Origin of the sequence: Ignavigranum ruoffiae (genome assembly GCF_900110675.1) — a bacterium.
Taxonomy (GTDB): domain Bacteria; phylum Bacillota; class Bacilli; order Lactobacillales; family Aerococcaceae; genus Ignavigranum; species Ignavigranum ruoffiae.
This window is the reverse complement of record NZ_FOEN01000001.1, coordinates 362,861-377,354: the sequence shown is the minus strand read 5'-3', so window position 1 is coordinate 377,354 and position 14,494 is coordinate 362,861. Positions and strand designations below refer to the sequence as shown.

16 protein-coding genes are annotated in these 14,494 nt (G+C 40.3%); 14 read left to right on the top strand and 2 right to left on the bottom strand.

Features of this window, described 5'->3' with window-relative positions; translation table 11 throughout:
* Positions 1 to 82: 82 nt before the first annotated feature.
* The 5 genes from rnz (at position 83) to BMX34_RS01660 (ending at position 5,150) form a co-directional block, all read left to right on the top strand.
* Positions 83 to 1,012, top strand: a complete 930-nt coding sequence (gene rnz / locus BMX34_RS01680; RefSeq protein WP_092570133.1) for a ribonuclease Z — start codon at positions 83 to 85, stop codon at positions 1,010 to 1,012.
* A gap of 8 nt (positions 1,013 to 1,020) precedes the next feature.
* Positions 1,021 to 1,734 (top strand): SDR family NAD(P)-dependent oxidoreductase, encoded by a 714-nt coding sequence (locus BMX34_RS01675; RefSeq protein ID WP_092570130.1) that lies wholly within the window; start codon positions 1,021 to 1,023, stop codon positions 1,732 to 1,734.
* An 84-nt stretch (positions 1,735 to 1,818) separates the two neighbouring features.
* The gene (locus tag BMX34_RS01670; RefSeq protein WP_092570128.1) at positions 1,819 to 2,277 is read left to right on the top strand and encodes a LapA family protein; all 459 of its coding nucleotides are present in this window, start codon (positions 1,819 to 1,821) and stop codon (positions 2,275 to 2,277) included.
* 19 nt (positions 2,278 to 2,296) lie between these two features.
* Positions 2,297 to 4,642, top strand: a complete 2,346-nt coding sequence (gene recJ, locus BMX34_RS01665; protein ID WP_092570125.1) for a single-stranded-DNA-specific exonuclease RecJ — start codon at positions 2,297 to 2,299, stop codon at positions 4,640 to 4,642.
* Positions 4,638 to 5,150 (top strand): adenine phosphoribosyltransferase, encoded by a 513-nt coding sequence (locus tag BMX34_RS01660; RefSeq protein WP_092570301.1) that lies wholly within the window; start codon positions 4,638 to 4,640, stop codon positions 5,148 to 5,150. The genes recJ and BMX34_RS01660 overlap by 5 nt, the downstream gene beginning before the upstream one ends.
* 283 nt (positions 5,151 to 5,433) lie before the next feature.
* On the opposite strand, the gene lexA is transcribed toward BMX34_RS01660, so the two are convergent.
* Positions 5,434 to 6,057: a transcriptional repressor LexA gene (gene lexA / locus BMX34_RS01655; RefSeq protein WP_092570123.1), complete on the bottom strand. Its 624-nt coding sequence runs from the start codon at positions 6,055 to 6,057 to the stop codon at positions 5,434 to 5,436.
* Between the two features lie 85 nt (positions 6,058 to 6,142).
* On the opposite strand from lexA, the gene BMX34_RS01650 reads away from it, so the two are divergent.
* Both BMX34_RS01650 and BMX34_RS01645 read left to right on the top strand, forming a co-directional pair.
* The gene (locus BMX34_RS01650; RefSeq protein WP_092570121.1) at positions 6,143 to 6,382 is read left to right on the top strand and encodes a DUF896 domain-containing protein; all 240 of its coding nucleotides are present in this window, start codon (positions 6,143 to 6,145) and stop codon (positions 6,380 to 6,382) included.
* Between the two features lie 66 nt (positions 6,383 to 6,448).
* Positions 6,449 to 6,667, top strand: coding sequence for a YneF family protein (locus tag BMX34_RS01645; RefSeq protein ID WP_092570119.1), 219 nt, complete (start codon positions 6,449 to 6,451; stop codon positions 6,665 to 6,667).
* 186 nt (positions 6,668 to 6,853) lie between these two features.
* Here BMX34_RS01645 and BMX34_RS01640 read toward each other — a convergent pair whose 3' ends face one another.
* Positions 6,854 to 7,480 (bottom strand): lysophospholipid acyltransferase family protein, encoded by a 627-nt coding sequence (locus BMX34_RS01640; protein ID WP_092570117.1) that lies wholly within the window; start codon positions 7,478 to 7,480, stop codon positions 6,854 to 6,856.
* A gap of 76 nt (positions 7,481 to 7,556) precedes the next feature.
* On the opposite strand from BMX34_RS01640, the gene BMX34_RS01635 reads away from it, so the two are divergent.
* From BMX34_RS01635 to BMX34_RS01605, 7 genes are all read left to right on the top strand, one after another.
* On the top strand, positions 7,557 to 8,309 hold the full coding sequence (locus BMX34_RS01635; protein ID WP_159428812.1) for a glutaminyl-peptide cyclotransferase: 753 nt from the start codon (positions 7,557 to 7,559) through the stop codon (positions 8,307 to 8,309).
* Positions 8,310 to 8,321: 12 nt separating this feature from the next.
* Positions 8,322 to 9,473, top strand: a complete 1,152-nt coding sequence (gene tgt, locus BMX34_RS01630; RefSeq protein WP_092570113.1) for a tRNA guanosine(34) transglycosylase Tgt — start codon at positions 8,322 to 8,324, stop codon at positions 9,471 to 9,473.
* 61 nt (positions 9,474 to 9,534) lie between these two features.
* Positions 9,535 to 9,909, top strand: a complete 375-nt coding sequence (gene yajC, locus BMX34_RS01625; protein ID WP_092570111.1) for a preprotein translocase subunit YajC — start codon at positions 9,535 to 9,537, stop codon at positions 9,907 to 9,909.
* A 161-nt stretch (positions 9,910 to 10,070) separates the two neighbouring features.
* Positions 10,071 to 11,183 carry a DNA polymerase IV gene (dinB, locus tag BMX34_RS01620; RefSeq protein ID WP_092570109.1) on the top strand — a complete coding sequence of 371 codons (1,113 nt, stop codon included), beginning with the start codon at positions 10,071 to 10,073 and terminating at the stop codon, positions 11,181 to 11,183.
* A gap of 10 nt (positions 11,184 to 11,193) precedes the next feature.
* The gene (locus BMX34_RS01615; RefSeq protein WP_092570107.1) at positions 11,194 to 12,012 is read left to right on the top strand and encodes a ZIP family metal transporter; all 819 of its coding nucleotides are present in this window, start codon (positions 11,194 to 11,196) and stop codon (positions 12,010 to 12,012) included.
* Positions 12,013 to 12,102: 90 nt separating this feature from the next.
* On the top strand, positions 12,103 to 13,416 hold the full coding sequence (locus BMX34_RS01610; protein WP_092570105.1) for a DRTGG domain-containing protein: 1,314 nt from the start codon (positions 12,103 to 12,105) through the stop codon (positions 13,414 to 13,416).
* Between the two features lie 7 nt (positions 13,417 to 13,423).
* Positions 13,424 to 14,395, top strand: coding sequence for a DHH family phosphoesterase (locus tag BMX34_RS01605; protein ID WP_092570103.1), 972 nt, complete (start codon positions 13,424 to 13,426; stop codon positions 14,393 to 14,395).
* The last annotated feature ends 99 nt before the right edge of the window (positions 14,396 to 14,494 follow it).

Genomic DNA, 14,494 nt, shown 5'->3' with positions numbered 1-14,494 from the left:
AATGAATTTAGTTGTCTTGAACATTTTTTTATTTCAATGGTAAAATATTTGTTATAATAATCGTGAAGAAAAGAGGCATGCTATGGAACTTTTATTTTTAGGAACTGGAGCCGGACTTCCTAGTAAGGGAAGAAATGTCAGCTCACTTGCCTTGAAACTATTAGATGAATTAAATGAGATTTGGTTATTTGATTGTGGTGAAGCAACCCAACATCAAATCTTAAAGACGAGTCTAAAACCTCGTAAAATTCGTAAAGTTTTTATTAGTCATCTCCATGGAGATCATATCTTTGGACTGCCTGGTTTCTTATCTAGTCGGTCTTTTCAAATAGCTGAACGAGAAGACTTGACAGTATTTGGTCCGCCAGGCTTAAGAAATTATATTCAATCGAGTTTGAAATTCTCAAAAAGCAAACTCTTGTATCCTTTGAAAATAGTCGAGCTTGATCCTCAAGGGGGTAAACTTCAACTCAATGGTCACTGGACGATGGAATATTTACCACTGGATCATGGTACTTTATCTTTTGGGTTTAGAGTCATTGAACCAGATCAACCAGGGCAACTATTAATGGATAAGTTAGCTAAGTATCAGGTGCCAAATGGACCTCTATTGGGCCAACTCAAGCAAGGAAAGCAAGTTCAGCTGCCAGATGGTCAAATCCTTGATGGTAAGGATTTTATTGGACCGAAAAAAGCGGGGCGGATTGTATCAATTCTAGGCGACAGTCGTCCTTGTTCTAACAGTGTCATTCTAGCTAAGCAGGCAGATTGCTTGGTACATGAAGCGACACATCGTGCCAATGAACATAAAATGGCTCATCAATATTATCATTCTACTAGCCAACAAGCTGCGAATATTGCCAAACAAGCACAAGTGAAACATTTATTACTCAACCATATTTCCGCCCGTTATTTAGGTCAAGATATTCAACAATTACAGGCTGAAGCTGGAAAGACATTCGCTTCGGTCAAAGTGGTGAACGATTTCGACCAGATTTCAATCAAAGGATAGGTGGAACCATGCAAAATTCTGTCATCATCATTACTGGAGCTTCCAGCGGGATTGGCCGGCAAATTGCTTTAGATTTAGCCCAGCAGGGTAAATATGACTTGATTTTAGTAGGTCGTAACCAACAACGCTTAATGGATGTAGTGGCAACCATTCAGCAAACAACGCCTACTAAAGCCTGGCCTTATCGATACGACTTGAGCCAGGCTGAACAAATCGATCAGTTCATTGAAGACATTGATTCATCTTTTCAGCGAATCGATGCGCTGATTGCCTGTGCGGGTTATGGTCAGTTCAAATTGGCGACTGAATTTACATATCAAGAAATGATGGCCATGTTTAAGGTGAACACTTTAGGGACCATGTATCTAACCACTCGCCTGGCACAAAGGATGGTAGACCAGGGATTTGGCCAGATTACCATAATCGCTTCAGTGGCTGGGCAGATGGCGACGATGAGATCTAACGTGTATTCTGCTAGTAAATTTGCTATAATTGGTTATGCAAATAGTCTACGCTTAGAATTGAAGCGAAAGGGGATTTCTGTGACGGTGGTCAACCCTGGGCCCGTAGCGACGCCTTTTTTCGCGACCAGTCCAGAATTAATCACCTATTATCAAAAAGTGAAACGATTCTTGATTTCTCCCCAATACGTAAGCAAAAAAGTAATTGACAATCTCTGTGCAAGAAAAGCTAAGAGAGATTACCCTGCCTTGCTACTTTAATCTGTTGCATCTATGCTATAAGCTATTTCCCAACTTTGGTGACTTCGTGTCCAATGAGATTTTAAATTTTAAGGAGGATTTGTGATGAAAGAACAATGGAAAGTGATTACCATGATTATTGCTTTAATTTTAGTGGTGGTCTTTGCCTTACAAAATACCCGCGCCGTTCTAGTTGATTTATTTGTAGTGAATTTTCAAGTTCCTTTAGTGTTGGTGATTTTATTTAGTCTACTTGTGGGAGTGATTGTTGGCTTATTGACTTCCATGGCGGCTATCCAGTCCAACCGTAAAGATAATACCAGCTTGAATAAAGAACTTGACAGCTTGAAACGGACTCATCAAGAAAACCTAAATGAAAAAGATGCACAAATCCGTCAACTCCGTGAAGAGATTGAGCAGCAACGTCACATTGCTACTTATGAACCAGAAAGTGTTGAAAGCCATACAACAGAAACGGATTTTAATCATCATGAAGCAAGTCAATCCGACGACCCGTCTCTGGCTGAAGAGGATAATTCATATGTAACGGATCAAAAACTTTAGTCAAGAAGGAGGTCTCTGAGTGAGATACAATCTAGCGAAGAAAGATTGGCAACTTCCTTCACAAAATTATACCGACAATCAAAAAGCATTTCTTAAAGAAGCCGGCAATCAATTTTCGCCAGCTTTTTTGCGTTTAGTCGTTCAGCGTGGGATTGAAAGTCTGCCGGACTTAAAGGAATTTATCCAAGCTCAACCTCAATTGTTTCATGATCCTCATTTGCTTCATGAGATGGATGTTGCCGTGGAGCGAATTCAACAAGCGATTATTGAACAAGAGGCTATTTTAGTTTATGGAGATTACGATGCCGATGGGATTACTTCCACACTGATTCTTAGTGAAGCTTTAGAATCGTTGGGTGCAAGAGTTGAGGTCTATTTGCCCGATCGTTTTGCCGATGGATATGGCCCCAATCCTGAACGATACCAAGCATTTATCGATCAAGGTATTCAGTTGATTATAACTTGTGATAATGGGGTAGCTGGCTTCGATGCACTAGCCCTGGCCAAAGAAGCCCAAGTGGATGTTATTGTGACCGATCATCATCAAATCCAAGATCGGTTGCCCGAAGCTTATGCAATAATTCATCCTTGTCACCCAGAGGGTACTTATCCATTCTCTGATTTATCAGGAGCTGGGGTCGCCTTGAAGTTAGCTTCCGCCTTATTAGATGAGGTCCCGGCCGAAGCCTTAGAATTAGCTATGATTGGAACTATCGCCGATATGGTCTCATTAACTGATGAGAATCGAACGATTGTCAAGAGTGGACTCAGCTTATTGAAACACAGTCAAAGACCGGGGATCATCGAATTGTTAAAGCGAGGTCAGGTAGAACTTGATGACCTAGATGAAGAGACGATTGGCTTTATTATTGGTCCACGCTTAAATGCCATGGGCCGACTCGCTAATCCTCGACCGGCCTACGATTTACTCGCCACTCATCAAGCAGCAGAAGCTAGTCTCTTGGCTGACTTGTTGGAGAAGACCAATCAACAACGGCAAGATATTGTTAATCAAATTATGACTGAGATTGAAGCCGAACTGGAAGGGCAAGCCTTACCAAATATTATTATTGCAGCCGATGCTAATTGGCCGGCAGGGGTTTTAGGAATTGCTGCCGGACGTTTGTGTCAGACTTATCAGCGACCGGTGCTGCTTTTTCAATATTTTGAAGATCGCCAAGAATATAAGGGAAGTGGACGGAGTACGGCCGCGATTCACTTATTTAATATCTTAAAAACACAAGAACCCCATTTAAAATACTTTGGCGGACATGCCCAGGCAGCTGGAATGACGGTGACTGAGACGAATTGGTCAGTATTTAAGTCCGGTTTAGAAGAGACAATGCTAGCTTATCAAGAGCAACTGGCTATTCCACCAAGCATCAATATTGATCTGGTATTAAGGGTTGAAGAATTGACCGTGGATTTCATTCAAGAAATGAATTTATTAGGGCCCTTTGGTATGGATAATGCCAAGCCGTTAATTTTATTGGGGGATGTTGAACTTGAATCTGTTCGGTTTTTAGGCAACGACAGCCAACATCTCAAATTGAATTTTACCAATCAAGATAAGTCTGCAGTCGGTCAAGCGATTGGTTTCCATAAAGCAGACCAAGGAGAATTTTTGAATGAGGGGCAAAAAATTTCTTTGGTGGGTCAGGCTAGTATTAATCAATTTAGAAACCAGAGCCAGGCTCAAATTGTGATTGAAGATCTGGGGATCCGTGGCCAACAATGGATTGATTGGCGGTCTTCAACCGTCGATGAGAATATCTTTCAATTCGATCAGGCTTTATATTTATTTACTAGTCAGACTTTATTAACTAAATATCAAGAGCATTTATTAACTGATAGTCGCGCCATACTATTAAATGAGCAGACTCTGGAATCTCAGTGGCAAGATTTAGAAAACTTAGTCATCTTCCAGTTGCCAAAGCGCCTCGAAGATTTACAGAGAATTCTGGAAAATCACTCTTGGCGTCGGATTATTCTGGCGAGTTATCATCAGGGTTCTAAATATTTGGCAGGCAATCCGACCTATCAAAGTGTCAAGAAATTTTATCTATGGCAGATGAGTCAAGAAGCTTATCCAATCCGGACTAGCCTACCGATGATATCAACTCGTTTAAATATACCGGTAATTCAATTGAAAGTCTTGATTATGATGTTTTTCGAAGCAGGATTTGTTACAATAAAGGATGGTTGGATACAGAATATAGATCCAAGCCAGCATGAGAAGATTGATATCTTCTCTTTACCGAGTTACCAGACTTACCTAGCGAGTCTAGAAGCTGAAGCGTTATTAAATTTCCAACCTTTGCAGGTTGTGAAAGAGTATTTTGAAGGGAAGAAGATCAATGATTGATTTAAAAAACTATGTTGCCCGTGTTGATAATTATCCAAGTGAGGGTATCATCTTTCGCGATATCACGCCACTCATGGCGGATGGCCCAGCTTTCTCCTATGCAACTCAACAAATCGTTGACTATGCCAAAGATTTGCAAGTAAATGTTGTGACTGGACCCGAAGCACGTGGCTTTATTGTAGGTTGCCCGGTTGCTTACGCTTTGGAAATTGGCTTTGCTCCAGTCAGAAAACGGGGCAAACTACCTCGCGAAGTCATAGAAGTGGAATATGATTTAGAATATGGCACTGATATTTTGGCCATTCACAAAGATGCTATTCAACCCGGACAAAGAGTCCTGATTATTGATGATCTATTAGCTACTGGCGGAACCATGAAAGCGACCATTGAACTCGTAGAAAAATTAGGTGGGATTGTCGCTGGTTGTGCCTTCTTAATTGAGTTAGTCGACTTAAATGGTAAAGACAAGCTCAAAGGCTATCAATATAAAGCCTTAATGAAATACTAAATCGGCGATGAAAAGTCTATTTTTATCATTGGTCAGACTGGTTGATAGTGTGTTTTAGCGTAAATTATTAAATGAATGATTTGAGCTATACTTTAAGGTTCACTGATCCACGAAATAAGCCCTTGCCATTTGGTTGGCAAGGGCTTAGAAAGAAGTGGATTTTTCTTGTTGATGGGTTGATGGAGGGTACAAATTGGTAACTTCAATCTCTTTCAATCAGGCGAACTGAGTGAGACTCGTATCATAAAATTGAAAAATAGCCTCTAATCAGTCTAAATACCGATTAAAATTCTCGGTATAAGGCAACGACCTTTCCTAGGATACTGACTTGATTAAGGATAATATCTTCCATGAAGTCATTTTCAGGTCGGAGTACATAATAACCATCTTTTTTATAGAATCGTTTGCAGGTTGCTTCATCTTCCATGGTCATGGCAACTACAATGTCCCCATTATTAGCCTGGCTCTGCTTACGGACGGTTATCAAGTCACCATCGAGGATACCAATATTAATCATGCTTTCACCATTAATTTCAAGCATAAACAATTCGTCAGGATCAAATTTCTCTAAATGACTGGGAATCGGATAATAGTCGGTGGCATCTTCAACAGCAAGAATAGGACTGCCGGCAGCAACTCGTCCTAATAGGGGAATCGAAGCTGGCTGCTGATTGAGTCCCAATGCTTGAAAACCTTGTTCGGTTAGTTCAATGGCTCGGGTTAAGCTGGGGTCGCGACTGATAAAGCCATTTTGTTCTAAGCGAGACAAGTGGCCATGCACCGTCGACGTCGAAGCCAGACCCACTTCAGCGGCAATTTCGCGGACGGTTGGTGGATAGCCTTTACATTCAATTGTTTCATGAATGGATTTAAGAATATTTAATTGTTTTTGGCTAATTTTTGTCATAAGCGTTGTACCTTTCTATTTCTTAATGTTATTATAACAAAGATAAAGTGATGAAGCAAACAAATGTTCGCTGAAAGGAGATTCTATGTTAGAGAAAGAAAAGATGGATCGATTAAATTATTTAGCTCGAAAGAAAAAGACCGAATCATTGACTGACGCTGAATTGAAAGAACAAGTCACCCTTCGTAAAGAGTACTTACAAGCTTTCAGACGTGGTATGCGCAATCATATCGAAGGAATAAAAATCGTCGATTCTGAAGGAAATGACCTTACCTCGGCTAAAGTCAAAAAAATTCAAAAAGATAAAGGCTTACATCGTCCTTAAATTTTACTTGGTTTTAAACTCATTTTTTAGTACAATATTTAAGATGTTAATTGAAGGAGGGATAGGATGGAAACTTGGGTATGGATCTTGATTGTTTTATTAGCCCTTATTGGAGGACTGATTGGCGGATTCTTTATTTCACGTAAATACATGATGGATTATTTTAAAGAAAATCCACCGATTGATGAACGTATGATTATGACAATGATGGCCCAAATGGGACAAAAACCATCACAAAAGAAAGTTAAACAAATTATGGCTTCAATGAAGATGCAATCTAAATAGCTTTGTTTGAAAACTCATTTTTGTGGAAAGAAATATAATAAGCCAATTTTTCGCTCAAAGGGCAGAAAAAGGGTAAACATAACCAAAAGAAAAAGAGTTGCTAGCTCGAGTAGGCAACTCTTTTTGCTTTTATAAGATAAATTCTAACTGCTGCAGTTAAGGCTTGCTCCGCCGAAGTGGAATATTTTACATTGTCTTTTTCTTTTTGGGAATATATTTATAATCCGGATTATTTAATTTATCCAGGCGGTCAAACTCTTCAGCAATTTGTTGATCAATGGCTGCCAAATCAGCTTTTTTATATTTTTTGCCTTCAATATAGGGAATGGCTGGTCCAAAGGCGATGCGAGCTTTGCGACGACTGATAAATTGCCAGAAATTGCTTGGCGGTTGAATGGATACCGGAATAATCGCTTTGTGGCTTAAAGTTTGAATAAAGGCAGTTCCCCCTTTGACCTCTGTGGAGTAACGAGAGCCGGTGGGAAAGATACCCAAGTCAAGTCCATCTGCTAAGAGTTTGACCGAGTGTTTAATGACTTTGGTCGATGGCTTATCCCGATTGACTGGGAATACATGGGCTGATTTTAATAATGCTGCCAGCGGTTTAAATTTAAAAATTGATTCTTTAGCCATAAAAGCAATCGTTCTGTCTTTCAAATTAATGGCAAGATAGAAGGGATCAGTGGCAGACCGATGGGTCGCTGCAAAGATGACACTGTCGTCTTTAGGGATATTCTCGAGTCCCTGGATAAGCGGTCGCCCATTTAATAACTTAAATAGACCTGATATAATAGTAATGAAAAAATGGTACATGTTTGGCTATCCTTTCTTCAAAAGTATTCTCATTGTATCAATTTATAATTTATCATGCTAGTCTGGAGGGATGATTATGCTTTATTGTATTCTAAGCTTATTCATGATGCTGAATTTATCCATCATGAATTCTCCGGTTAAGTTAGTATCTATCCTACCTAGTGATCAGGAATTGTTTACCCAAGGCTTTACAGTTGATAAGCAAGGACGGATTTTAATCGGATCGGGACAATATGATCAGTCACAATTGGGTTATTTAAATCCTGACACGGGGACTTTAGAGAGTAAAGTGAAGTTGGCCAATGAATATTTCGGTGAAGGCATTACGGATACACCTTATGGTATTTGGCAATTGACTTGGAAATCTGGCAAGGCTTTCCTCTGGGATGAACAAAGTTTCGAGCTGACTAAGGAAGTGGCCTATGATACTGAAGGATGGGGTTTAACTTATGATGCTCAAGCCGATGTCTTATGGATGTCTGATGGTAGCTCTACGCTTTATCAACGAGATGCCCAAAATTTTGATCTGTTAGCCAAAATTCAAGTCCATTTAGATGAAGAACCGGTTGAATTATTAAATGAATTGGAGTACGCCAATGGTTTAATTTATGCCAATGTGTGGTATAGTAATTCTATTGTCGCTATCGATGGGAATACAGGCGAGGTTAAGAAAGTGTATGACCTTTCACCTATTATTGACCAGGCAAAAATTTCACCCAGCCAGCGCCAAACTATGGATGTTTTAAATGGTATTGCCCATATCAAAGACAATTTGTTTTATTTAACTGGAAAATACTATCCGATTATTTTTGAAGTTGAATTGAATTAAAGGAGGAAATTTATGAATGAAGCGAAAGCCCCAGTCTGGTATGAACCGCTTAAAACTGAGAAACACACCGGGGCCCGTTTAGGAATTTTACATACCCCGCATGGAAGTTTTGAAACGCCGATGTATATGCCGGTAGGTACTTTAGCCACAGTCAAGTCTTTGTCGCCAGAGGAATTAAAAGAGATGGGTGCTGGAGTCATCTTGTCCAACACTTATCATCTATGGTTAAGACCTGGAGAAGATATTGTCGAAGAAGCCGGAGGCTTGCACCAATTTATGAATTGGGATCAAGGAATATTGACTGATTCAGGTGGATTTCAAGTCTTTTCATTGAGTGACATTCGTCAAATCAAAGAAGAGGGCGTGTACTTTCGCAATCATATTTCTGGCGAACGATTATTCCTCTCACCAGAAAAAGCGATCCATATTGAAAATGCCCTCGGGGCTGATATTATCATGAGTTTCGATGAATGCCCAGATTTCCATCAATCTTATGACTATATAAAGAATTCCATTGCCCGGACAACACGCTGGGCAGAACGTGGCCTGCAAGCTCATAAACACCCTGACCGGCAAGCTCTTTTCGGCATTTGTCAAGGCGCAGGTTATAAAGATTTACGATTAAGTCATGTGCGAGATATGGTCAGTCTAGATTTCCCCGGTTATTCGATCGGTGGCTTGTCGGTCGGCGAGACCAAAGAAGAAATGAACGCCGTGCTAGATTATTTGGTGCCCGAATTACCTGATAATAAACCGCGTTATCTAATGGGTGTGGGTTCTCCAGATGCTTTAATTGATGGGGTGATTCGTGGTATTGATATGTTTGACTGTGTGCTAGCTACGCGAATTGCTCGTAATGGGACTTGTATGACCCATGATGGACGTCTAGTCGTGAAGAATGCCAAATATGCTCGTGATTTCAAGCCGATTGATTCAGATTGCGATTGCTATACCTGTCAACATTACAGTCGAGCTTATATTCGTCATTTATTTAAAGCGGATGAGATATTCGGTTTGCGCTTGGCTTCAATTCATAATACCTATTTCTTGTTACAATTGATGCGGGATGTCCGTCAAGCGATTCGCGATGATAATCTCTTGGAATTTAGACAAGCCTTCTTTGAACGTTATGGTTACTTCAAGGCCAACGCACCAGCTTTCTAAAATAATCGCCATCATAGGATAAACATGTTACAATAAATAATAAAAAAAGAGGAGTTTTATCATGAATATGTTAGTTAATTTAGTTCCCTTGTTGTTAATGTTTGTGGTCATGTACTTCTTAATGATTAGACCCCAAAAGAAACAAATGGAAGAAAAGAAAAATATGCTTTCTTCACTTCGTCCGGGTCAAGAAGTAGTGACTATTGGCGGTCTTCACGGACTAGTTGAAGAGGTCCAACATGATACCAATAAAATTGTGATTGACTGTGAAGGAGTTTACTTAACTTTCGAACTTTCAGCGATTGCCAAAGTTGTTGACACTCCAGCGGCCACCAATGCGACAGTTTCAGTCAAGGATTTATCCCCTGAAGAGCATTCAGAAGAAATAGAAGTCGTTGAAGGCGACATTGAAGAAGATCCACAAGAAAATAAATAACAAAATCGTGAGACGACTAGATTTAACGGCTGGTCGTCTTTTTTGTTGACAATTTTGCGAATCTTAAAAGTCATTTCTGATGAATATTTAACCCTAAATGAAATATAGGTCTTGAGTATACGAACAAATGTTTGTATACTAGACCAAAAGGAGGGTTGGTGATGAAATATGGGATGTTAGAATTTGCGGATCCTTTACCAGATCTTAGTAAGAAGATTCTTCATGTAGATATGGATGCTTTTTATGCGTCGATTGAAATATTAAAGCGTCCAGAATTAAAACATAAACCGGTTGTGATTGCCAAGCATCCAAATTTAACTGGTGGAAGGGGCATTGTTTCGACCTGCAATTATGTAGCCCGTCAATACGGCATTCATTCGGCCATGCCAGCGATCGAAGCATACCGTCGTTGTCCTCGAGCTATCTTTATTAAAGGAGATATGTCAACTTATCGGCAAGTTTCACAAAATATTCGGCAGATATTTTATCGCTATACCGATCTGGTGCAGCCCGTTTCTCTTGATGAAGCCTATCTCGATATTAGTCAGAATCATTTTAATTGTCCTAGTGCCACGTTGATTGGTCAAGCCATTCAACAGGAAATTCGGCGAGAAACCGGTCTTACCTGTTCAGTAGGGATTTCTTATAATAAATTTTTGGCTAAAGTGGCCTCAGATTTTCAGAAACCTTTCGGTTTGACCGTTATCGAGCCTGAACAAGCCCACGTATTTCTGATGAAGTTGCCGATTGAACATTTCCATGGGGTTGGGACCAAGACCCAATTCTTACTTAAAGAAATGAATGTTGCTGATGGTTTCGATTTATATCAGCTTAGCCTGGAAGAGTTAGAAAAGCACTTTGGTAAAGCCGGTTTATCTTTATATTATAAGGTCAGAGGGATTGCGAGTAACCGGGTAGAAGCTTCACGTTTAAGAAAATCTCTGGGCAAAGAACGAACTTTTCTAAATTTCTTAACGGCCGAAGAACAAGTCATGGCGAGTTTAACTGAACTTAGTCAAGAGGTAGGAGGGCATTTAATTAAAGAAAGCTTGAAAGCCTATACCGTGACTTTAAAAGTGCGAACCGCAGATTTTCAGACTGTAACCCGTCAGCATTCTCTAACCCAACCAATCAAAAATGACCAACAGATTCTCGAAAATGTGATAGAATTATGGCGAAGCCTTAATTTATTAGGAGAAAAAATACGATTATTAGGAGTTACTGTCTCAAATTTCGACCGAAGTTTGGAACAAGAATGCCTATTAAATATATAGGGGTGGAATGATGTTAGAATTTTTTGAGAATTTGGGGCCTGTTGGTCAAGCCTTGATTGGGGGGATCTTTACCTGGTTATGTACGGTATTGGGTTCGGCTTTCGTCTTCTTTATGAAAGATGTGAACGGTAAAGTTCTGGCAATGATGCAAGGATTTGCTGCAGGAGTCATGATTGCTGCTTCGTTTTGGTCTTTACTAGCGCCTGCCTTAGAATATGCGGCAGCTAATAGTCATGGTCTGCCAGTATGGCTGCCGGTCGCTTTTGGTTTTATCCTCGGGGGCTTTTTTTTAAGACTTTTGGATGTCATGGTGCCCCATGTCCATTATGCAGAGGATCATGGCGATACGAATCCTAATCAAAATCGTCTCTCTCGGACGACCTTATTATTCCTTGCAGTGACGATTCATAACTTTCCTGAAGGGCTGGCGGTGGGTGTCGCTTTTGCCGCCGCAGCGCTTCACCAAGATTCAGCGACCCTCGCTGGTGCGATTGCCTTGACGATTGGGATTGGGATTCAGAATATTCCCGAAGGCTCGGCACTTTCCTTACCGATTCGCGGAACAGGACGTAGCAAGTGGGATTCCTTTAAACTTGGCCAAGCTTCCGCCCTCGTTGAACCTGTTGGCGCCGTGTTGGGGGCCTTTGGCGTTCTGCTAGTGACTAGTTTAATGCCTTATGCCTTATCTTTTGCCGCCGGTGCGATGATCTTCGTGGTGGTCGAAGAATTAATCCCAGAATCTCAAGCCTCCAATTACACCGACTTAGCCACCCTAAGTTTGATGGGCGGCTTTACGATTATGATGATTCTAGACGTGGCCTTAGGCTAAGCTTTAAAATTCTTAGCGTGAAATCTAAAGTAGCAGGCTCGATTAAATATGATATACTAAATGTATCATTAAAAGATGTGAGGTTAAGCGATGTCTAAATTAAATGATGTAATTAACTATATTGAAACTCTACCAATTGGCGAACGTATTTCAGTTCGCGGCGTGGCCCGTAAGCTTTCGATTAGTGAGGGAACCGTGTATCGGGCCATCAAGCAGGCGGAGTCTCAAGGTTTGGTGACAACCATTGAGCGGGTGGCCACCATACGAATCGAGAAAAAGAAAAAAATCTCAGAAATGCTGACCTTTGATGAAATTGTCAGAATCATTGATGGTGAAGTTCTAGGTGGGGAAGCTGGCTTACATCAACATCTTAATAAATTTATTATCGGGGCGATGACCGAAGAATCGATGAAGCGGTATTTTGACAAGAATTCGATGATCATTGTCGGTAACCGGGAATCGGTTCAAGAATTAGCCCTGAATAACCAAGTCGCTGTCTTGATTACGGGTGGATTTAAGACCAGCCAGAAGATTATCCAACTAGCTAATGATTTGTCCTTACCTTTAATTTCTTGTGAACATGATACTTATACGGTAGCTAGTCTGATTAACCGGTCAATCATTAATCAAGAAATAAAAAAAGAAATTCTAACGGTGAATGAGATCTTTACGCCGATTGAAGAAACTTATGCCTTGAAACCCAGTGATACGATTCAACGCTTTTATGAATTGGCAGATCAATCAGGCCTCTCGCGTTTTCCGGTTCATCACCATCAGCGCTTAGTAGGAGTCGTTACCGCCAAGGATATTATTGGTAAAGAACAGTCTACCAGTATCGAACGGGTAATGACGAAGAAAGTCGTTACAGTCAATAAGCATACGTCGGTAGCCAGTGTGTCTTATAAGATGGTTTGGGAAGATATCGAAATGATACCGGTGATTGAAGATAACTATCATTTAGCTGGTGTAGTTTCTCGTCAAGATGTGATGAAAGCCATGCAGATGATTCAACAACAGCCACAAATCAACAATACTTTTGAAGATGAAATTATGATGACGCTGACGGATTATCCTTTGAACAATCTTCATCGTCATTATGATTATCAAGTTGAGATTCAACCGCGGATGATCAACAATTCAGGGACAGTTTCCTATGGGATTCTCTGTGAGATTATTACTTACGCGTCACGTAAGAAATTGATTGAGAAGACCAAACACAATAGTATCATCGAGAAGATGGATTTAAACTATTTCTCCCATATTCAGCTGGGGTCTAATGTCCAAATTAAGGTAGAAATCTTTAATATTAATCGGCGACAAGCGCTCATGCAGGTCGACTTGTTTAATCAGAATTCTTTAGCGGCCAAGGCAATCATCTCGGCCCAAATTATTGATAAAGGATAGGTAGTCTATGTATATAACTCAGCAAGAAGTAGAAAAATTTATCAAACTGGTTTCATCTTATGAAACGATTATTATTCACCGTCACCAACGGCCAGACCCTGATGCCCTAGGATCTCAACTTGGTTTGAAGCATTTATTAAGTAAGGCTTTTCCTCAAAAACGTGTGTTAGCTGCGGGTAGTAAGAGCCGAGGCTTAGAATGGCTTGGGGCTATGGATAAAGTTAGCAAAGAAGATTATGCTCAAGCTTTAGTGATTATTTGTGACACAGCTAACGAAGAAAGAATTGATGGCAAATATTATTCTTTAGGTCAAAAAATAATTAAAATTGACCACCATCCCCTAGTAGAAGATTTTGGGGATTTGCAAATCATTTATCCTCAAGCCAGCTCAACCAGTGAAATTATCGGACAACTGGCTCAAGCCAAAAGTGAGTTATTACCGATGGATGCCCAAATAGCTCGCTTATTGTATGCGGGTATCGTGGGGGATACGGGCCGCTTTATGTTCCGCTCAACTAGCGCCGATACCTTTAAGATTGCAGCTTGGCTTAGTCAATATGATTTTGATCGTTATGACATTAATAATCAATTCCAGTTATTAAGTTATCAGCAAGCCAAATTTGAAGGTTACTTTTTTGATCACTTACAAATCAATGATTCTGGTGTGGCTTGGTTGTCAATTCCAATTGCGTTACGTCAACAATATGGATTGACCGAAGAAGATACTAATTTATTTGTCAATCTGCCGAGTCGGATTCGTGATGTGCAAACTTGGGTTATTTTTGTTGAGCAGGATACCCAACCGTCTTATTGGCGCTGTCGCATTCGTTCCAAAGGATCCAGCATTAATCAAATTGCTAGTCTTCATGAAGGTGGCGGTCATCCTTTGGCTAGTGGCGCCAATGTATACAGTGAAGAAGAGAAGATGATATTAATTCAAGAACTTTCGCAAGTTAGTCTAGCAGATTCAAAAGCCTGAAAGCCATGGGCTAGGCTTAACCCATTGTGATTCAATCTATTTTATAAATTTTTCAATCTGACTGATAGGGTCGTCTATGACAAATAGACGATGATATCA